The organism is Rhodopseudomonas palustris HaA2 (assembly GCF_000013365.1).
GTDB classification, from domain to species: domain Bacteria; phylum Pseudomonadota; class Alphaproteobacteria; order Rhizobiales; family Xanthobacteraceae; genus Rhodopseudomonas; species Rhodopseudomonas palustris_J.
In genome coordinates this window covers 4668512-4688501 of the sequence record NC_007778.1, presented here as the reverse complement: position 1 = coordinate 4688501, position 19990 = coordinate 4668512, and the positions used below count along the sequence as shown (strand labels likewise).

Annotated in this window: 18 protein-coding genes and 1 tRNA gene; 12 read left to right on the top strand and 7 right to left on the bottom strand. The window is 64.5% G+C overall.

Features of this window, described 5'->3' with window-relative positions; genetic code table 11:
- The first annotated feature begins 237 nt into the window (after positions 1–237).
- The 4 genes from mnmA (at position 238) to RPB_RS20725 (ending at position 2666) form a co-directional block, all read left to right on the top strand.
- Complete coding sequence (mnmA, locus tag RPB_RS20740; RefSeq protein WP_080507886.1) at positions 238–1434, top strand: tRNA 2-thiouridine(34) synthase MnmA; 1197 nt, start codon at positions 238–240, stop codon at positions 1432–1434.
- A gap of 17 nt (positions 1435–1451) precedes the next feature.
- The gene (locus RPB_RS20735; protein ID WP_011442991.1) at positions 1452–2090 is read left to right on the top strand and encodes a class I SAM-dependent methyltransferase; all 639 of its coding nucleotides are present in this window, start codon (positions 1452–1454) and stop codon (positions 2088–2090) included.
- Positions 2091–2130: 40 nt separating this feature from the next.
- Entirely contained in the window at positions 2131–2475 is a 345-nt protein-coding gene (locus RPB_RS20730) for a hypothetical protein (protein WP_011442990.1), read from the top strand.
- A gap of 114 nt (positions 2476–2589) precedes the next feature.
- A tRNA-Met gene (locus RPB_RS20725) sits at positions 2590–2666 on the top strand.
- 501 nt (positions 2667–3167) lie between these two features.
- On the opposite strand, the gene RPB_RS23895 is transcribed toward RPB_RS20725, so the two are convergent.
- On the bottom strand, positions 3168–3428 hold the full coding sequence (locus tag RPB_RS23895; protein WP_049824712.1) for a hypothetical protein: 261 nt from the start codon (positions 3426–3428) through the stop codon (positions 3168–3170).
- Positions 3429–3604: 176 nt separating this feature from the next.
- On the opposite strand from RPB_RS23895, the gene RPB_RS20715 reads away from it, so the two are divergent.
- The 6 genes from RPB_RS20715 (at position 3605) to RPB_RS20690 (ending at position 11326) form a co-directional block, all read left to right on the top strand.
- On the top strand, positions 3605–3988 hold the full coding sequence (locus RPB_RS20715) for an Hpt domain-containing protein (RefSeq protein WP_011442989.1): 384 nt from the start codon (positions 3605–3607) through the stop codon (positions 3986–3988).
- A 5-nt stretch (positions 3989–3993) separates the two neighbouring features.
- Complete coding sequence (locus tag RPB_RS20710) at positions 3994–6105, top strand: cellulose biosynthesis cyclic di-GMP-binding regulatory protein BcsB (RefSeq protein WP_011442988.1); 2112 nt, start codon at positions 3994–3996, stop codon at positions 6103–6105.
- Between the two features lie 7 nt (positions 6106–6112).
- Positions 6113–7993, top strand: coding sequence for a glycosyltransferase family 2 protein (locus RPB_RS20705; protein WP_011442987.1), 1881 nt, complete (start codon positions 6113–6115; stop codon positions 7991–7993).
- A 47-nt stretch (positions 7994–8040) separates the two neighbouring features.
- Positions 8041–9456, top strand: coding sequence for a hypothetical protein (locus tag RPB_RS20700; RefSeq protein WP_157038874.1), 1416 nt, complete (start codon positions 8041–8043; stop codon positions 9454–9456).
- Between the two features lie 63 nt (positions 9457–9519).
- Positions 9520–10482 carry a response regulator gene (locus RPB_RS23890; protein WP_011442985.1) on the top strand — a complete coding sequence of 321 codons (963 nt, stop codon included), beginning with the start codon at positions 9520–9522 and terminating at the stop codon, positions 10480–10482.
- Positions 10483–10522: 40 nt separating this feature from the next.
- Positions 10523–11326 (top strand): transporter, encoded by an 804-nt coding sequence (locus tag RPB_RS20690; RefSeq protein WP_011442984.1) that lies wholly within the window; start codon positions 10523–10525, stop codon positions 11324–11326.
- On the opposite strand, the gene RPB_RS20685 is transcribed toward RPB_RS20690, so the two are convergent.
- Genes RPB_RS20685 through RPB_RS20675 form a run of 3 tightly spaced genes read right to left on the bottom strand, consistent with a single transcriptional unit; the run spans position 11327 to position 14731 of the window.
- On the bottom strand, positions 11327–12316 hold the full coding sequence (locus tag RPB_RS20685) for a glycoside hydrolase family 113 (protein WP_157038873.1): 990 nt from the start codon (positions 12314–12316) through the stop codon (positions 11327–11329).
- A 55-nt stretch (positions 12317–12371) separates the two neighbouring features.
- A complete protein-coding gene (locus RPB_RS25245) occupies positions 12372–13061 on the bottom strand; it encodes a response regulator (protein WP_011442982.1) in 690 nt (229 codons plus the stop codon).
- Positions 13058–14731: a PAS domain S-box protein gene (locus RPB_RS20675; protein ID WP_011442981.1), complete on the bottom strand. Its 1674-nt coding sequence runs from the start codon at positions 14729–14731 to the stop codon at positions 13058–13060. The genes RPB_RS25245 and RPB_RS20675 overlap by 4 nt, the downstream gene beginning before the upstream one ends.
- A gap of 68 nt (positions 14732–14799) precedes the next feature.
- Here RPB_RS20675 and RPB_RS20670 point away from each other — a divergent pair, with 68 nt between their 5' ends.
- Positions 14800–16005, top strand: coding sequence for an ABC transporter substrate-binding protein (locus RPB_RS20670; RefSeq protein WP_011442980.1), 1206 nt, complete (start codon positions 14800–14802; stop codon positions 16003–16005).
- Between the two features lie 64 nt (positions 16006–16069).
- On the opposite strand, the gene RPB_RS20665 is transcribed toward RPB_RS20670, so the two are convergent.
- Positions 16070–17257 carry an acyl-CoA dehydrogenase family protein gene (locus RPB_RS20665; RefSeq protein WP_049824710.1) on the bottom strand — a complete coding sequence of 396 codons (1188 nt, stop codon included), beginning with the start codon at positions 17255–17257 and terminating at the stop codon, positions 16070–16072.
- 195 nt (positions 17258–17452) lie between these two features.
- Here RPB_RS20665 and RPB_RS20660 point away from each other — a divergent pair, with 195 nt between their 5' ends.
- Positions 17453–18742, top strand: coding sequence for a glycosyltransferase (locus tag RPB_RS20660; RefSeq protein ID WP_245258266.1), 1290 nt, complete (start codon positions 17453–17455; stop codon positions 18740–18742).
- On the opposite strand, the gene RPB_RS20655 is transcribed toward RPB_RS20660, so the two are convergent.
- Both RPB_RS20655 and RPB_RS20650 read right to left on the bottom strand, forming a co-directional pair.
- A complete protein-coding gene (locus RPB_RS20655) occupies positions 18675–19253 on the bottom strand; it encodes a class I SAM-dependent DNA methyltransferase (protein ID WP_011442977.1) in 579 nt (192 codons plus the stop codon). The two genes, RPB_RS20660 and RPB_RS20655, sit on opposite strands and share 68 nt — an antisense overlap.
- The gene (locus RPB_RS20650; RefSeq protein ID WP_011442976.1) at positions 19250–19990 is read right to left on the bottom strand and encodes a PIG-L deacetylase family protein; all 741 of its coding nucleotides are present in this window, start codon (positions 19988–19990) and stop codon (positions 19250–19252) included. Before RPB_RS20650 ends, RPB_RS20655 begins: the two co-directional genes overlap by 4 nt.

The following is a 19990-nucleotide window of genomic DNA, read 5'->3' as shown; positions in this document are numbered from 1 at the left end:
GATTCTACGGCCGAAAGCCGGGCGGGGTTCTGGCCGCGCCGTTTCTGCCGGTCCCGGCAAGAATTGCCCCAACCTGTCCGCAAAACCGGGGCCGCCGCATTGCGCCACCGAAGGCCGGACTATATTAAAGGCTGGCATTGACGACGGTTTGCGGAATCTGGCTTCACCGCTTCCCGAACAGGCGGAAGGATTGGTCGCGACGGCCCCGCCCCGCGACCGCAGCGTATGACTGACACCATGCTCAACAGCTTGGATCTGGCGGGACGCCCGCAGGACACCCGCGTCGTGGTGGCGATGTCGGGCGGCGTCGATTCCTCGGCGACCGCCGCGCTGCTGAAGTCGCAGGGCTACGACGTCGTCGGCATCACGCTGCAGCTCTACGATCACGGCGCCGCCACCCATCGCAAGGGCGCCTGCTGCGCCGGCCAGGACATCCACGACGCCCGCGACGTCGCCGAGCGGATCGGGATTCCGCATTACGTGCTCGACTATGAAAGCCGCTTCCGCGAGTCGGTGATCGATAGCTTCGCCGACAGCTACGCGCTCGGCGAAACCCCGGTGCCGTGCATCGAGTGCAACCGTTCGGTCAAGTTCCGCGACCTGCTGGCCACCGCGCGCGAGCTCGGGGCCTCGGCGCTCGCCACCGGCCACTACGTCTCGTCGCGCCGTCTCGCCGACGGATCGCGCGCGCTGATCTGCGCCGCCGATCGCGACCGCGATCAGAGTTACTTCCTGTTCGCGACGACCCGCGAGCAGCTCGATTTCCTGCGCTTCCCGCTCGGCGACATGACCAAGCCGCAGACCCGCGATCTGGCGCGGCAGTTCGGCCTCTCGGTCGCCGACAAGCACGACAGCCAGGACATCTGCTTCGTGCCGACCGGCCGCTATACCGACGTGGTCGAGCGGCTGAAGCCGAACGCGATGGAGCCCGGCGAGATCGTCGATCTCAACGGCCGTGTGCTCGGCAGCCACCCGGGCATCGTGCATTTCACCGTCGGCCAGCGCCGCGGCCTCGGCATCGCCTCGCGGGCGCCGCTGTATGTGCTGCGGCTCGACGCGGCGCGTCGGCGTGTGGTGGTCGGTCCGCGCGAGGCGCTGCGGATGGAGCGCATCGTGCTGCGCGACGTCAACTGGATCGGCGACGGTGCGCTCGATCGGGCGGTCGGCGACGGGCTGGAATTGTTCGTGCGGGTGCGCTCGACCCGCGCGCCGCAGCCGGCATGGCTGCGCGCCGTCAAGGGCGGCTACGAGGTCGAACTGGTCGCCGGCGAAGAGGGCGTGTCGCCCGGCCAGGCCTGCGTGTTCTACGACGCGGCGGAAGGCCAGGCCCGCGTGCTCGGCGGCGGCTTCATCAAGAGCGCCGCGCCGCGATCGATCGCGGAGCCGGCGCACGACGACGCGGCATCGCCGGCGCTGGCCGCGATGCGCGGATAGGGATTTCGGGGCGGGGCATGGCAAACGATATCGACCGCGCGGGCGTCGCCAAGGCGTATGCGCGCTGGGCGCCGATCTACGACATGGTGTTCGGCAAAGTGTTCGACAGCGGCCGGCAATCGACCATCGCGGTGGCGGATGCGATCGGTGGCCGCGTGCTCGACGTCGGCGTCGGCACCGGACTGTCGCTGTCGGATTATTCGCCGAGCACCAAGCTGTGCGGCGTCGACATTTCCGAGCCGATGCTGCGCCGGGCGCACGAGCGCGTCCGCACGCTGAACCTCACCAATGTCGAGACGCTCGCGGTGATGGACGCCAAGAATCTGGCGTTCCCGGATAACTTCTTCGATGCGGTCGTGGCGCAATACGTCATCACCGCCGTCCCCGACCCGGAAGCGACGCTCGACGATTTCATTCGCGTGCTGAAGCCCGGCGGCGAACTGATTCTCGTCAACCACATCGGCGCCGAGAGCGGTCCGCGCAAGCTGTTCGAACTGGCGTTCGCGCCGCTGGCGCGCCGGCTCGGCTGGCGCCCCGAATTCCCGTGGGCGCGGCTGGTGAACTGGGCCGCGCGGCACGGCGGCGTGGAACTGGCCGAACGGCGGCCGATGCCCCCGATGGGTCATTTCTCGCTGATCCGTTATCGCAAGCTCTGAGCAAAGCCGGAACTGCGCGCCGCTCCTCACGTTGACGGGCATGACCAGACAGATCATGCTCGCTTTCGGTTGTGTGTTGATGGTTGCGGCTCCCGCGCTGGCGCAGGCACCGCCGAAATCGCCGTCGGCGACGGTCAACCCCACGGCGAATGGCTGCCCTCCGGGTGCGGCCAGGGTGCATCCGCCGGGCACCGCGCCGCCCGGGGCGACGACCGGCCAGACCCAGGAGCCGCTCACCGACAAGCTCGCCCGCTCCGACGGCGTTCTCTGCCCCCCTGCCGGGGTCGACCCGGACATTCGAGCGCCCACGCCCGACACCGGCACGATGCGCGTGATCCCGCCTCCAGGCTCCCCCGGTGGTGACCAGAGCGTGCAGCCGAAATAGCGTCCCGACCAATTCGCCCGATCGCCCGCCATTGCTTGACACGGCGGCGCACGACTTCTTATATGCCGCGCGTTCGCACGGCCGCAGCTTCAGCTGCCGATGCGCGGACGCCGTGGCGGGGTAGCTCAGCTGGTTAGAGCACGGGAATCATAATCCTGGGGTCGGGGGTTCGAGTCCCTCTCCCGCTACCATGTTTCCCCGTAAATCCTTGAAATGACAGACCTTGGCCGATTGAGGCTGCGCCAGAGGGATGTATCATCGATACTTCGGAGAAGGTCTTTCCGTCGTCGCCGCGGTCCGCATCTTCCTCGGGAGCCATGGTCAATGGTCGAGCGCACATATGCGCCGACTCGTTCGGCAGTTTTCAGCGGGCCCAGACCGTTTTGGTCGTTGGATTGCTGATATCGAATTATCGCCTCTCGGTCTCGGCTTTGGACACAGCGAGCGGCCACGCGACGTGGTGTGGACTCCGCAGGCTCTTCGCAATGGCTGCTTGGGGCAGCATCGCGGCTTCAGCGTACACCGGTCGCAATCGTGCTGGCGGGCTGTATAAGCACCGTGGCAGCGCACGTGCGGTTGGAAGGGCTTTCGGCCAGGGTAGCGATAGACGCCGCTTTCACGCTCGTAAGTGAGGTCTTCGCGCGAGAGGGCCGTCTGTTCGAGCCGATTTGTCGAACGCCGTGACGAGCGGCTCAATCCCTCGGTCGTAGAGCAGCCAGCCGATCATTTCGGTCGAAACCGTAACCGCTGTCACCGAGAAGCAGGTTTGGATACAGGCCAAAACGCTCAAGGGACCGCTCGATCATGCGCTTGGCGGCCGCCATGCCGGCCTGCCTGATCGCAGTCGCGACATCGACGATGATCGCATTGTCAGCGTCGATCAGATAGTTCGTCGGATAAGCAAACAATGCCTGGCCACCGTGGCCACCCGTCCAGCGGGCCGGAGATCTCATCTTCTTTTCGCCGCTGCCGGCGGCCCAAAGTCATCTATGTAATAAGATAAGTGATTTCACCTACGTATACTATAGGAACGACGTTATTTACAGAATAGTACGTAGGTAAGAAGTATAAAATACCTACATTTCAATATATTCAAGTCTTATTAAGTGAAGCGTGCGATCCATGCGTCATGGCAAGCTCGCAAGCGCAATCGGCCCAGGATGCGGAATTCGCGCGGCGATTGGCCAGGATCCGCGCTCGCTTCATTACCAAGCTCGACGACACGATCAGGTCCATCGACGGCACCGCCAAATCGATGCCGTGCGCCCTGACGGATTCGGCGGCGGCTGTCGCGCGGGCCTACCGACAAATTCACGATGTCTGCGGCATCGCATCGACTGTCGGCCTGACCGAGGCTGGCTTGTCGGCGCGCGCGCTCGACAGCCTTCTGATTGATCCGTTTCGCGCGCAGCGCGGGTTGACCGATGACGAACTCGCGCAGTTGAAGGACGGCCTCACTGCGCTCTGGACCGCCGCGCTTGCCGACATTTCATATGAGACAGTTCAGGAGTGAGTAGCTTGATACGATCCTCTGTACGCGTTCTGCTCGCCGCAGCTCTGACGACGACCGTCCTCTCCTCGGCGCATTCCGAGCCGAAGCCGATTCTCCCCAATCGCCCGACGGCGGTGCGCGCGCAATCGGTGCCCGGCAATATCGTGGCGGCCGTGCCGGGCGCGCGCACCCCTTTGCCCGATCCGCAACTCCTGAAGTCGGTTTCGGTCGGAGTGCTGTTTGCCAATGTCGGCTATCCCAACGGCTTCCGGTTCTCCAATCTGGGCGGCCGCCGCGACGTCTACATTCCGGTGCCGCAGGGCATCGAACTAAGCCCCGCCGCTCTTGTCCTGGTCTTCGACGACGTCAGCGCCCATGAGGCACGCCGCAGTCTGGAAATTCTGGTGAACGATCGCTCGGTGTCGGCGGTCGCGCTCGACGGCAAGAGCAGTGGCCGCACCGTCCATGTGCCTCTGCTCGGCGTCGCGGCGCGCGACGGGTTTCTCAAACTGTCGTTTCTGTATTCCGGCGCAGCAACGCAGGATCGCTGCATCGACGTGCGTTATGTCGGCGACAGCCTGACGATGCGCCCGGAATCCGCGGTGGAGTTCGAGATCGGCGTGAGCGGCGCGCCGAGTATCGCCGCGACCGCGGCGCTGATGCCGCAGAATGTCGCCATCCTGCTGTCGAGTCCACGTCCGCCGTCGGCGGATGTCGCGGCCGCCTTGACGCTGGCGCGCTCGCTCAGCGCCAACGGCCGACAGATCAGTTTCTATCACGGCGTCGAAAGCTTGCCGCCGCTGGTGAAATCCGACGACCCCCATCAATGGATCCGCGGTCTGATCGTGGTTGGCAGTCTTGACCGTATGGTGGGACACATCGACCCGCCGCGGCCGAGCGTGGCGAGCGCTGCGGGAACAGCCCCGATCGATAATACGCTCGCCGCCGGCAGGATTGGCGGCATTCCGATGTTGATGTTGACCGACGCCGCTTCCGCGCGCGCCGGCCGCTTGATCGGGAATCCTTCTCTCGCAGCCTTGCGCGACACGCCATCCGCCTCGGTCGGCCACGCAACGTCGCCGAACGGTTCGACCGAACGCGTCAATTTCGACGAACTGGGCCTGGTGCCGGCGAAGGCGGAGGTGTTCGGCCGTGCCGATCTCGCCGTCACCGTCGCCAACCGCATGCTGCCGGGCGGCACGCGGCCATCCCGGATCCTGCTCGATGTGATGGTGGCGCCGGATGGTGCCGGCGAAAAGGCCGTCGTGAGTGCGTTCGTCAATGAGCGGCTGATCTCGAGTTCGGTCGCCGCAATCGGCGAGCCGACCCGGCTCGATCTGGCGCTCCCCGAGGGGCTGGTCGGCGCGGCCGCGAACATCCGCGTGGTTGTCCAGCGTCGCAGCGCGCAGGGCGATTGCAGGTTCGAACCGCAAGGCTATCCGGCGGAGATTCTCGGTTCGAGTTCGGTGATTCTCTCACCGACTGGAGCGGCCGCCCAGGATTTTTCCGACCTTTCGACGTTCTGGGCAAATGGTGTCGAAGTGCTGGTGCCGTCCGCGACCGCGGTCAAGCCGCTCTCCGTCATCCCAATGCTGGCGGATGTCGTGAACGGGCTGTCGCGCGAAGCGGCACCGATCACCGTGCGATACGTCGATGCCGGCGCTACGCCAACGCCGACAGCGTCGTTTATCGCGGTCAGCAATCTGGCGCCGGCCGGCGCCGAGCAACGGGTTCGCTTCGATCGCGGCAGGGTGGCGATCGTCGACCGATCCGGCCGAACGCGTCTTGATATCGGTGGATTCGCCAGCGGCGCGGTGGCGCAAATCGTGACCGCCGGGGCGTTTCCGGGACTTTGGATCAAACCTCTCTCAGCCGACAGCGCGCTCCCCGTCGCGCCCGCCATCGACCTCGATCGCGGCGACGTGGCGTTTCTCGACAAAACCGGCGTTGCTTTGGCGATGTCGACCGAGCGCGACACCTTGCTGCGGGTGTCTTATCCCGATCAGCGATCCTGGCTGAATTCGTTCTCACGCTTCCGATCGTGGATCATCGGCGGGGTCTGGGTTCTCGTCACGCTCGGCCTGTTGTTCATTCTGCAACGCGTATACCGGCGCCGCGCCCTGACCACGGACAAGTGAGGGACCGATGCAGCCGCTCTCGCCCTCGGATCTCGCCCTCGGCGACCTGCTCGTCGCCCGCCGCGTTCTCAATCTGCAGCAACTCGACGAGGCCGTCGGCCTCGCCGAGGCTTGGCATGTCCGGCTCGGCGACGCGATCCTGTCGCGGGCCTGGATCGAACCCGCTGTGTACTACCAGGCGGTCGCCTATCACTACGAGCTGCCGTTCGTCGATCTGATCGGCGACGCCCCGGATCCGTCGCTGCTCGCCGCCGACGAGGCGGAGCTTTACGCCCGCCGGCTGACGATGCCTTGGCGAATCCGGGATGGCCGGCTCGTGATCGCGACCGCGGAGCCTGGTCCCGGCGTTGTCCTGTTCGCACGGCGTCGCTGGGGCAACGCGATCGAATTCGTCGTCGCTTCCAAATTCGACATTGTCTGGGCGGTGCAAACCGTCTTTGCCGACGCGCTGTCGCATCGCGCCGTGTACGAGCTCGCCGAGCTCGATCCGGACATGTCGGCCCAACAGGTGTTTTCGCCGGTCCAGGTGCTGTTTGGATATGGTGTGGCGACGTGTCTGCTGGTCGGGCTGGCGCTCGCACCGATCGCGACGCTGGTCGCGGTCAATCTGATCCTGAGCCTGTTCTATCTCGGCAACTTCCTGTTCAAGGGGGTTCTGGTTTCGGTCGGGGGCGCCCGCTCGGTCGATCGCGACGAGGCCATCGCGATCGCGGCGCGTGCGCTCAGCGACGACGATCTGCCGGTGTTCACCGTGCTGGTGCCGATGTATCGCGAGCCGAAAATGCTGCCGATGCTGGCCCGCTCGTTGCGTCAGCTCGATTACCCGCTCGGCAAGCTCGACATCAAATTGGTGCTGGAGGCCGACGATCACGAAACCATCGAGGTCGCCAGCACGCTCGGACTCGAAGGCATCTTCGAAGTCATTCGAGTGCCGCCGTCGCATCCGCAGACCAAGCCGAAGGCCTGCAATTTCGCGCTGCAATTCGCCCGTGGCGAATTCCTGGTGATCTACGACGCCGAGGATCGGCCGGAGCCGGACCAACTCCGCAAGGTGGTGGCGACGTTCCGGCAGGCGCCGGCCAACACCGCGTGCCTGCAATGCCGCCTGAGTTACTTCAACGCTCGCGAAAACTGGCTGACGCGGATGTTCACGCTGGACTACGCGCTGTGGTTCGACCAGATGCTGCCGGGGCTCGAACGGCTCAACGTTCCAATTCCGCTCGGCGGCACCTCCAATCATTTCAAGATCGACGTGTTGCGCGAGCTGCACGCCTGGGATCCCTTCAACGTTACCGAAGATGCCGATCTCGGCGTTCGCCTGACTCAGAAGGGCTACCGCGTCGGCGTGGTCGATTCCACAACCTTCGAGGAGGCGAGCTGCCACGCCGGCAATTGGATCAGACAGCGCTCGCGCTGGATGAAGGGCTACATGCAGACCTTCCTGGTACACACCAGGCGTCCGCTGCACCTGCTGCGCAGTATCGGTCCGCTCGGTTTTCTCGGCTTCGTCTTCTTCATCGGGGGCACCGTACTGGCCGGACTGATCAATCCGGTGTTCTGGTTGATGTTCGCGATCTGGCTGTTCGGGCTGGCCAATGGCTTCGATCAGCTTTTTCCGGAGCCGCTGCTCTATCTCAGCCTGTTCAATCTGCTGGCCGGCAACGGCGCTTTCATCTTCCTCAACATGCTGGCGCCGATCCGAAGAGGGTGGCTGAATCTCATTCCCTACAGCCTCACGGCGTTCGGCTATTGGGTGATGATCTCGATCGCGAGCTACCGCGGCCTCTGGCAGCTGTTGCGAAATCCGTTCTACTGGGAAAAGACCGACCACGGGGTGTCGAAGCATGTCGTCCGAGAATTGGCGCTCGGACGGGAGACGACGACATGAGGCGGGCTCTCCCGATTCTGTCGATCGCGCTACTGACATTCGTCATCGTGCTCTTGATGGCGAAGCTAGCCGCGACTGCGGGGCTGGTGCCGGAGGACGCGATCACGCTGTGGTCGAACGCGATCACCGCGAGCGACAGCCAGATGCCGATCGGGCGGGTGCTGGCCGCCTATCCGACCATCCCGTTCCTCGCCACGACGGTGCTGGAGTTTGTCAGCCCGATCGGCATCTCGGCGCCGGTGTTGCTGACTGCCTGCGTGCTGGCCGCGTTGGCGAGCATCTGGCTCGTTTCCTTTCGGCGTGCCGGCCTGTCGCTGCTCGCGGCCCTGACGGCGACGTTGCTTCTCGCTTTGCATCCCGCGTTGCTCCGCGCGGCGATCGCCGGCCCCGCCGAGATCATGCTCGCTGGATTTCTCTATCTGCTGAGCCGCGCTCTCTACGATATCCGCGGTCGGAGCGCCGCACCGGAAGTGATGGCTGTCGCGTTGGCGATGCTGGGGCTGACGTTCACGCATCCGATGGGCGCCGCGCTGACTTGCGCCGCGGTGCCGTTGCTGGTGTTCGCGCTCAGGCCCGAATTGCTGGCGGGTTCGGTTCTCAACCTGATCGTCGCGCTGGTGTTTCCGACGCTGTTCTGCGTCGTGGCTTTCACCTACATGTCGTGGGTCTTTCCTGGAAGTGGGTGGAGCTTTCTGGTCGCTCCGTCTGAAGGTCTGGCGGCCTGGGCCGTCGGCTTTTCCCAATTGTTCGGCCGGGGCCTCAGCGGCTGGCTGGCACTCGACGCCGCGATCGCAGTCGCGGCGGCGCTGCTTCTGGCAGCGCCCGTCGTTCCGATTGCGATCGGCTGGATTCTGCAGCGTCGGCCGTTGGTCGGACCGGCCGTGGTGATCGTTGTGATGACGATGGCTGCGGCCGGCATCGCCGTCGCCACCGGTCTGTTCGGTGATCCGGCGGCACTGGCTGTGATGCCGCCGATTTTGGCTGCCGTGATCGTTGCGCGCGTGCCCGTGGTTCGCGACCGACTCGCCTTCGTGATCGCTTTGCTGGCGGTGGGATGGATCGGAGGCGTCGCCGGTCTGGTGATGCTGGATCCGCGGGGCGCCATCAATGTCAGCATCGCACTGGACGGCGGGCGCATCGACACGGAGCGGGCCGCCGCCATCAACCTCGGCAACGCGACGATCGGTCGGGACGGCATTCTGGTCGACACCTTCAGCGCTCCGGCCGTGGTGTTGGGCCGTGGCCGTGCAAGGGGACTGCTTTCGCCTTCCGATGATGCGTTCACCTTCGGTGTCCGCTTCTCCAAAATCGAGACGCCGTTCATCGCAGTTCCGGATCCGCTGGTGGGAGCCGGCGTGCAGGACCGCCTCAACAAGGCTTTTCCAACACTCTACTGGCGCGGCACACCCGGCTATCGCCTGGTCTACCAAAACGCGAACTGGAGACTGTTCGCGCGGGACTGATGCTGCCTGGAATCGCCGTCGCTCCGGATTGAGCCGTCATTCGACAAACAGGAGACTATCTCCATGCGAATTCTGGTTATCGACGACAGTGAAGACGGACGTGATGTGGCGGAAGCCATGTTGATTGCCGCAGGTTACGAGGACGTCCAAACATCCGATTCGGCGGCGGATGCGTATCAGATACTCGCGGTGGGCCATTCAACTGCGGCCAAAGTGTCGCCGGTAGATCTGATCCTGATGGACATCATGATGCCCGAGATCGACGGCATCGAAGCTTGCGCCCGCATTCGCGGCGAACCGCACCTGATGGATGTGCCGATCATCATGGTGACGTTGCTCGACGACGTCGACAGTCTCGCCAATGCGTTCGTGGCCGGCGCTACGGACTACATCACCAAGCCGCTCAAACGGGTCGAGCTGCACGCTCGGGTTCGTTCGGCGCTGAAGTTGAAGTCCGAACTCGATCGACGCCGCGCGCGGGAGCGGGAACTGTTGGAGTTCTTGGCGACCTTGGGCGACCGTCGGACGTCACACTGGATCGACGAAGGAACCGGACTGATCATCGGGGAGGTGGCCGAAGCCTACCTGACCGCTGAAAATCAGGGCGGCGGCGACCTGTCCGTCATTGCTCTCGGTCTCGATCGGCTGGAAGCCTTGCGCCAGATCCTGGGCGATGCGGCAGCGGCGAACATCGTGTCCCGCGTGGCCCGCTTGGTCAGAGCGGCGACAGCGACGGTCGGAGTCGTCGCCGGCGCTTATCGCAATGGCACCATCGTTCTGATCGTTCCGGAATTGCCCCGGCAGCGCGCACTCGATCTCGGCGAAGCGCTGCGTGCCGCTGTGTCCGATCTTCGTATTGCGGAACCGGAAGCGACTTGCGCCGACCACGCGACCGCGAGCGTCGCGGTCGTCACCGGACGAGTGGATAGCAGCGTCGAGAGAATTCACTTGCTGACACGCGCGATGGCGGCGGTGTCCCGCGCGGCTGCCGAAGGTGGCGATCGCATTGTGAGTGAAGCCGCCTGACGTTGTTGCGGTCACGAAACGCCTTGCAGGGGAGTGCTGAGTGGTGCGCGGACGGGTGGGGTTGGCAGTGGTGATTGCAACTGGTGTGACGGCGTCTCAACCCGCGGCGTTCGCCGGTTCGTGGACGCTCCAAGAAGGGCAGGGTTACGGCTACATCACTGCGACCGCCAGTGCGGCAAACACCGCGTTCGACGGTGCCGGCGCGCAGCATTCGATTCCGCGCTACCGGAAGGCCGAGGCGCAGGCCTTGATCGAATATGGTGTCACCGACTGGTTCACCATGATCATCTCGCCGTCGCTTCAGCACGTCGACATCGCCGCGCCGGTCGACGCCAGCCGGTCGGGATTTGGCTACACCGATTTAGGCGGCAGGGTTCGCCTCTGGGCCGGCGGATCATGGGTGGTCTCGGCGCAGACGACGTTCCGAATCCCGGGGACGTTCGACAAGTCGAATGCGGCGGCGATTGGATACAGTGATTCCGAAATCGATGTACGCGGCCTTGTCGGATACAGCACCGCGGTGGGAGGGTTGCCAGCCTTCGTCGACGTCCAGATCGCGCAGCGGTTCAGGCTGGGCGGCCCGCCGGACGAATTCCGGGCCGACATCACCTTCGGCATACGGCCGCAGGAGCGCTGGCTGCTGCTGGCGCAATCGTTCAATGTGGTTTCGGAAGGCGTGGGAAGCTGGGGATATGCGAGCTTCGCGTATCACAAGTTGCAACTCAGCGCGGTTTACGCCCTGACGCCGACCCTGTCGCTGCAGGCCGGCGGTTACACCACCTACACGGGTCGCAACGCGTTGCAGGAGAACGGTCTGGTTGTCGGGGCCTGGTTCAGGTTCTGATCAGCGCTGATTGCAGACGCCGGTCCAGGCGCAGGACAACACGGTTTGCGCCGGTTTGCCTTGGACGGTGAAGTCGGTGTCGTGGACGCCGCCTGCCGCGGGGTCGGTGAACCAGCGCCAGATCATCACGCCGCGGATCGACGGCCGGTCGAGCGCCGCCAGCCAGTCGGCGATGACGTCGGCCTGCAATTGCTGATCGGGCTGGGCGACACGCTCCTCCGCGCTTTCCCAGGGCTTTGCCGTCGCTCCCTTGGCCGATCTCAATCCGATTTCGCCGACCAGGATCGGTTTGCCGACTCGGCGCGACAGGGCTTCGAGACGCTCGGCGACGGCGCCCATCACGATCAGCCGTCCGGCACGATCGTCGTCTGCTCCCAAGGGGGGATAGAGCGACACGCCGACTGCGTCGAGCATCGGCCAGAACGTCACCGCCTCGGCCTCTTCGACATTGTGCGCGACGTAGAGCAATTGTCCGGGAAACAGCCGGCGTGCGGCGGCGATCAGCTCGATCCACTCCAGCCGATGGCTGGTCTTCTTGAGTTCAGTCCCAATCGCCAGTCTCTCGGCGCCTTCTTCGGCCGCGATCCGTGCGATACGCTCCAGTTCGATCTGATACCTGGAGAACCAGCTGCGCCATGCCGCCTCGGAGTCCGGCTCGACCGCGCCGGCCCAGCTCTCGGGTACCCAAACGTGCGGCTTCACGACCACGGACAGGCCTTGCCCCTTCGCTTGGCGGATGGCGAGCCGTAGGGTCTGGTCGGGCATCTCGCTGCCGGACCCGATATCCGGACTTGAAATGGTTGGTTGCCAGAGGAACGGAACAATCGCAACGGCGCGCGCGCCGAGCCGCTTTGCGAGGCGCAGTGAGCGTTCGGCGTCGGCGCCGCCGAACGGATGGCCCGCGGCCGCGACGATGTTGAAGCCGTCGAGTCGCTGTGCGGCAACCTGATTGCTGGCTGCGATCGTCAGCGTGATCGTCAGCGCCGCCAACAGCGGGATCGAACGCCGCGATCGAGCGCTCGATTTGCCCGGCGCGAGCATCACGTTACGAGTTCGCTCGGGCGTCACGCGCCTTGATGCCTGCGAGCAGCAGAGCGAGCGAGCGACGCACATTTGCAATGTCGACAGAATCGACACCTCCGTCGGAGATTGCCTGTTCGAGCTCGGCCGCGAGGTCGCCGAGCTGCGGAAATCCAAATACGCCGGAGGCGCCGGCGAGCCCGTGAGCAATCTCGCCGATTTGCTTCAAGCTCGCTTTCCTCGCCTTCCCCGACCTCAGAGTGTTCGCGAGTCGTTCCAGCTTGGCGACATCGTTGTCGAGACGCTGCAGAAAATCGCACTGTAGCCGTGCGAGCTTGCTGCCGATCGGTTCGATGTGGGAGCGGACCGAAGCCGCGAGCGTCATCGGGTCGAACGGCTTGGGGATGACGCCGACGGCGCCGAGAGAGCGGAACAGGTCGAGCTCGCGGGTCTGGGCGCGGGCCGTCATGAACACCACTGGAATGCCGGCGGTGATCGCGTTCGCGCGCAGGCGCACGAGCGTCGCCGGACCATCCATTCCCGGCATCATGACATCGAGCAGGATGATGTCGGGAGGCCATTCGGCGGCGACCGCGATGGCTTCGGAGCCAGATCCACAGCTGCGCGTGATGAACTCGGAATTCAGACCGAGCGAGATCGCTGCAATCTCGCGAATGTCCGGCTCGTCATCGACGTGAAGGACACGAATCGTCATGCCACCTCGCGATGTTCGCGATGAGCCAGGCAGTCCCGCACCGACGCCAGCAAGGAATCCAGCGGGGTCCGTGATTTGACGAGGATCACATGCACTTGTCCGTCGGGTGTCAGTTCGATCGGGCTGGTGCAAAAGACGATAACCGGGATGGCTTCACCGTCAGCGTCGTGCAGATCAGCCAATAATTCCAGCCCGGAGTGCTCGCCGAGCGAGATGTCCAGCAGGACCATGTCGACCGGATCGACCGACAAGATGCGTCGTGCGTCCTGGAGGGACCCGACCGATATCACCTGGGCTGCCGGGCTGAGGGCATGGGCGACAGCCGCCAGAATGTTGGGATCATCATCGAGGTGCAGAACTCGATACTTTGGAACCGACGGCCGTTCATCGATCGGAATCTTCCATTCCGGAAGATCGACGCAGAACACCGTGCCGCCGCCGGCCGCGTCTTCGAAGCTGACCCGGCCATTGAGCCGTTCGACGATCTGCTTGACGATGCTGAGGCCGAGGCCGGTACCGCCTTTCTGTCGTGCGTCGGTCGCATCCGCCTGGGCGAATTTTTCGAAGATGTGCAGCCGGAAGGTGGCTGGAATTCCGTCGCCCTGATCGCGAACGGAAATGCGGACAAACGCGTCGTGTGGTTCGACCGCGACAAGGACGTCCCGACCAGGAGGCGAGGCCTTGATCGCGTTCGAAAGAAGGTTGGTAATCACCTGCGCGAGGCGATCCGGGTCGGCGTTGACGTCGCTGCTCCTCGATGCGGTGGTGAGCCCGACATTGACGCCGTAGCCTTCGGCAAATCCGCGGTTGCTCTCGATCGCCTGCTCCACAATGGCGTGCACGTCGACGCGACACAGATTGAAGACCACGCGACCGTCGCCGAGTTTTTCGATATCGAGGATGTCGTTGATCAGGCGCACCAGCCGTTGGCTGTTCTTGTAGGCAATGGCCACGAGCCTCGCCGCGGGCTCCGGAAAAATGCCGACCCATTGCCCCACCAGAAGGCCGAGTGAGCCCGAGATCGACGTCAGCGGCGTGCGCAATTCGTGGCTGACGGTCGCGACGAATTCGTCCCTGAGGCGCTCCATGTGCTTGCGGGCGCTGATCTCGCGGATCGCGGCGGTTACCAGGATGCTGCCTTCGCTTTCCAGCGGGCTGAGCATGATCTCGATCGGAAATTCGCTGCCGTCCTTTCGCCGGCCGGTGAGCTCGATTCCTGCGCCGATGTGCTGGGCCAATGCATCTTCCCTGGATCGTAACCGGTCGGCGATCAACCGCTCGGCGAATCCTTCGGGGATGATGTTCGTCACCTTCTGGCCGAGCAGTTCGTCGCGACGATAGGCGAACTGCTTTTCCGCTTGCAGGTTGAGCAGGACGATCTCCCCGGTTTGATTCACCACCACCATCGCGTCAGGCGCCGCCTCCAGCAGCGCCTGGTATCGTCCCTCCATCTGCACCAGGTGCTTTTCCGCGTCCTTACGCTCCGAGATGTCGCGTATGGCAGCGGTGACCAGGACGCCTTCGGGACTGTCGAGCGGGCTCAACATGATCTCGATCGGGAATTCGCTGCCGTCCTTGCGGCGCGCGATCAGTTCGATGCCGGTTCCGATTTGCTGGGTCCGTGCGTCTTCCGCTGTTCGCAGCTTGTCGGCGATCAGCCGCTCGGGCACGTGCTCAAGCAGCGCTATCTCCAGCCGGCCTGATCCGGCTTTCTCTCCAACACCGACAGGACAAGAGCATGAAAAAGCTGATGGCAGCGGCGTGCGCCGCCGCGTGCATCGTCGCGTCCGCGCCTGCGTATGCCGGGAATTACGGACCGGGCGTGACCGACACCGAGGTGAAGATCGGGCAGACCATGCCGTATAGCGGCCCGGCCTCGAGCTTCGCCGCGATCGGGCGCGCGATGACGGCGTATTTCGAGAAGCTGAATGCCGAGGGCGGTGTCAACGGCCGCAAGATCAACCTGGTCTCGCTCGACGACGGCTACAGTCCGTCGAAGGCGGTGGAGCAGACCCGCCGGCTAGTGGAGAGCGACGAGGTGCTGGCGATCGTCGGCACCTTCGGTTCGCCGACCAATTTTGCGATTCAGAAATATCTCAACACCAGGAAGGTGCCGGGTCTGTTCCTCGGCACCGGGGCGAACCGCGTCTCCGAGCCGCAGACCTATCCGTGGTCGATGGGCTGGCAGCCGAACAACCACGCCAAGGGCGTGATCTACGCCAAATATCTTCTCAAGGAACGCCCCAACGCCAAGGTCGCGGTGCTGTATCAGAACGACGATTTCGGCCGCGACTATGCCAAGGGCTTTCGCGACGGGCTCGGCGACAAGGCCGGCAGCATGATCGTCAAGGAGCTCAGCTACGAGATCACCGAGCCGACGGTCGACTCCCAGATCTTGCTGTTGAAGTCGACCGGTGCCGATGTGTTCCTGAACATCTCGACGCCGAAGTTCTCCGCGCAGGCGATCAAAAAGATGACCGAGACCAAGTGGGAGGCGCTGCACATGCTGAGCGACGCCGCCGGTTCGATCTCGAGCACGCTGGTGCCGGCAGGGCTGGAGAACTCCAAGGGCGTGATCACGGTCGCGTTCCGCAAGGACCCGAACGATCCGGCCTGGGCCGAGGATCCGGGGATGAAACAGTATCTGGCATTCATGAAGCAATACATGCCGAACGCCGATCCGTCCGAGACGTATTACGTGTTTGGCTATGCCACCGCGCAGACCTTCGAGCATGTGTTGAAGGCCTGCGGCGACGAACTGACCCGCGAGAACCTGATGAAGCAGGCGGCCAGCATCAAGGATCTGGAACTGCCGATCCTGCTGCCCGGCATCAAGCTCAACACCAGCGCGACTCACTTCACGCCGATGAGCCAGGAGCAGTTGATGCAGTTCGACGGCACCAGGTGGAAGCCGATCGGCGTGGTGATCGACGCCGCAAAATAGATCGGCGACAAATGAAAACGCCCGGCGAAAGCCGGGCGTTCCTTGCTGGCGGAAGATGCGTCGACTAGTCCGTCATGCTGGCGCGCAGCACCTCACGGGCGATGGTCATCTTCATCACCTCGGTGGTGCCCTCGGCGACCTGCGCGATGCGACTCTGGAAATAGAGCTGGCCGAACCGGCTCTCCTGCAGCACGCCGAGCCCGCCGTGGATCTGAATCGCGCGATCGATCACCCGGCAGGCGGCGAGGGGCGCGAAGCACTTCACCATCGCGGCTTCCTTGCGTGCGTCGAGCCCCTGATCCAGCATCCAGGCGGTCTTGTAGACCATCAGCCGCGACTGCTCGAGGTCCATCTCGGACTCGGCGAGCATCCACTGGATCGCCTGCCGTTCGGACAGCGGCTTGCCGAAGGTCTCGCGCGCGCGTGCGCGCTTGACCGCCTGGGTCTGCGCCCAACGCGCGGTGCCGGTGAGCCGGGCACCGATCACGGTGCGGTTGCGGTTGAGCTGATCCATCATGTAGCGGAAGCCCATGCCCTCGGCGCCGAGCAAGTTCTTCGCCGGAACGACGCAGTCCTTGTACTGATAGTCGCAGCTCCGCCCGAGATAGGTTCCGGGCGCCATCGTGGTGTATTCGCGCAAGACCGAGACGCCGGGATTGGGATAGTCCACCAGAAACAGGCTGATGCCTTCGTAGCCTTTGCCCGGATCGGTGACTGCGTAACAGAGCAGATATTTCGGCGTGATGCCCGGATGGTTCGGCGGCGGCGCCCAGCGCTTGATGCCGTTGATCACATAGGTGTCGCCGTCGCGCACCGCGGTTGTCTCGATTCCGGCGGCGTCCGAGCCGGCGCCGGGTTCGGAAATATTGATGTGGTAGAACTTGTCCTCTTTCAGGATCGGGTAGAGATAAGCCTCCTTCTGCCATTCCGGGGCAACGTACAGCGCCGGGTGCGGATCGAGGAACCCCGACCAGGTCGTCAGCAGGCCGTGCATCACCGGCGATTTGACGATCTCTTCGTAGACGAGGCACTTCGCCATGGTGCCGAGCCCCTGACCGCCGGCGTCCTTCGGCACGGCGAGACCCCGGAAACCATACTCGCGAAACCGGCGCACGACGTCCATGAAGACGTCGTGCGGAACGGCGTAGTCGTCGATGCCCCATTGATCCTCGAGTGGTCGGCACACCTCGTCGACAAAGGCCGCCGCCCGCGCCTTGATCTCCTGTTGGTCCTTGGACAGTTCAAAATCCACGTGCGATCTCCAGCCGGTTCGAAACGATCGACCGTATCGAGCGTGGCACATGCGCAACATGACGCCGCACCTCAATTGTGTTGGCCGATTAGGCCAGAGACCTGCACCAGCCTTCTCTCCGGCCTCTTGTTACTCCGCCGACAGATCGGGCGGCTGCCGGCCTGGATACCCAGCCGGTCATCCGCCTACGCAGTCGTGATCGTATCATCTGAGATACGCGAATCGTCGAGAGTTCAGGCGCACGCCGGACGGGAACAGAATCGACATTTGCTGCTTGAATGCATGCCAATTTTTGCATTCAGAGAGACTTCGGTGTTTGAACAGTCATCGACCAGGATCTCCGCCGCGACTTACGGCGCTGTGGTCGCCATTCCTGCTCACAATGAGGCCGACACGATCCGTCGGTGCCTGGCGGCGCTGGCGATGCAGCGCGACGAGTCCGGTTGCCCGGTGCGCGCCGGGGCATTCGAAATTCTGATCTACGCCAACAATTGCAGCGACAGCACCGTCGAGGTGGTCCGTCACTTTGCCTGCTGCATTCCGCATCCGATCATCGTGATCGAAGCACAATTGCCGCCGTCGCAACTCTCGGCCGGCGCGGCACGCAAGACGGCTATGGATCTCGCTGCCGCGAGGCTCGCCGAGCGTGGCGCAGCCGACGGGGTGATCCTCACGACCGATGCAGACAGCTGCGTAGCGCCGACCTGGTTCTCGACGACGATGCGGGAATTGAGCGGCGGTGTGGATTGCGTTGCGGGATACATCGATGCCGAACCGCTCGAACTGGTCGGCCTCGGGCCGGCGTTTCTGGCGCGCGGTCGGCTCGAAGACGCGTATCTGAGATTGATCGCCGAAATCGACGCCCGTTGCGATCCCCGCCGCCATGATCCCTGGCCGAACCACCGTGTCGCGTCCGGCGCGAGCCTGGCCGTGGTGTTGAAGGCCTATCTGGCCATCGGCGGGTTGCCGCTGCGCGCGGTGGGCGAGGATGCCGCCCTCACCGCTGCGCTCGACCGCGGGGGGTTCAAGGTGCGACATTCCATGGCCGTCTCGGTGACGACGTCGTGCCGGCTCGACGGTCGTGCGCAGGGCGGCGCCGCCGATACGATGCGGCTGCGCCACGCGATGCCGGACGCGCCCTGCGACGACGATCTCGAGCCGGCGTTGCAGGCGACCCGCCGCGCCATCTATCGCGGACGTCTGCGCCGGCTGCTGGACGAACAAAGGTATCGCGCCCGGCAGGTTCAGGATATTCCGGCTCAGCAGCCACCGCGCCCAGGCGCTACGTTCGACGAGGCGTGGCAGCAGCTTTGTCGCGACAATCCGGTTCTTCGCCGCGGCGGGTCGTTGCGACCGTCCGATCTGCCGCGGCAGATCGCCGTTGCGACCATGGTGCTACGGCATCTGCGGCTGCCGCTCAGTGCGACGACAGTCGTTCCAGCCGATATGTCGCGTCGCGAACGATGGCTCGAGCCGGCAGCCTGACAGCAACAGCATCCGCGAACTGATCGCTTGCTGCCTGGCCGGTGAGCGGATAATCGGTTTCGCCCAACCAATGGCACATGATGATCTGGCCGCCGGGACGAAGCGCCTTGACGCTGAGCGCGGCCACGCGCTGCAGGTCGTCGCTGTCGAAGTAGTACAGCACCTCGGACAGGACGATGAGGTCGAAGTCCCCGGGCGGAAAATCGTTCGGCAAAGTCGCGACGGCGAAGGTCACATTGGGAGGCTGCGTTTCGCGTGCCGCGGTGATCGCCGTCGGCGAGGCGTCGATCGCCAGCAAGGTGTCGCAGCGCGGTGCCAGCAGGCCGGTCAGCACGCCGATCGAACAGCCGACTTCCAGCCCGCGATCGTAACGCGACCGCCCGAGCGCCTCGATCGTCGATTGATACTTCTCCCGCTCGTAGGCGCTGCTGCGAAAGCGCCACGGGTCGATGTCGGCGATATATTTCTGTTCGAAATAATCGGGCGGGATGGTCGCGGTCTTTCGGCTCATGACGACACCCGGATGAAATACTCGAATGGGCCGACGAATGGCGCGAGCGTTGTTGCGGTGAAGCGGAAGCCGTCCGGATCGTCGTCGATCAGGTCGGTCATCTGCGAGACGTGTGCGGCGATGGCGGAGCGCTTTTTGTCCTGATACGTCGAGATGTCGAGCCGAAATCCTTGCGGCGGGGGGCGGTCGATCGGCGTCGCCGGATCGAGATGCCAGCCCCAGATCGGATAGGCCCACAGCACGAGATGCGGAAGCCGGCTCAGCACCGCGTCCGCCATGCGCGCGGCGGCGAGGTGGTCGCAATGCGGATCGCCGTCCCAGGTCACGAACAGCGATTTGGCGCCCGCGCGGCTGCAGAGTTCCGCGATGGCGCTCACCGCCGTCTCGAACGGCGGCCCGGAGGTCGGCGCGTTGGTGTCCGGAAGCCCGAGATGATGCATCCGGTCCGGCGCCACGCCGAGAAGTGATCCGGCGGCTTCGAATTCCGCCCGTCGGATTTCGATCAGACGCTGCCTTGGGTACATCCGTGAGCCCGGATGCGAACCGCCGCCGTCGGTGATGACGACGACATCGGCGCGCTCGCTGGCGTCGCAGGCGCACGCGATCAGCCCGCCGGCCCCGAGCGATTCGTCGTCGGGGTGAGGCGACAGCAGCACGAACGGCGCGCCGCCGGTGAGGTCGTGCCGCGAGCCGAGGGGCAAGCGCCTGACCGCTTCGAGATATTCGGCCGTCGTCAA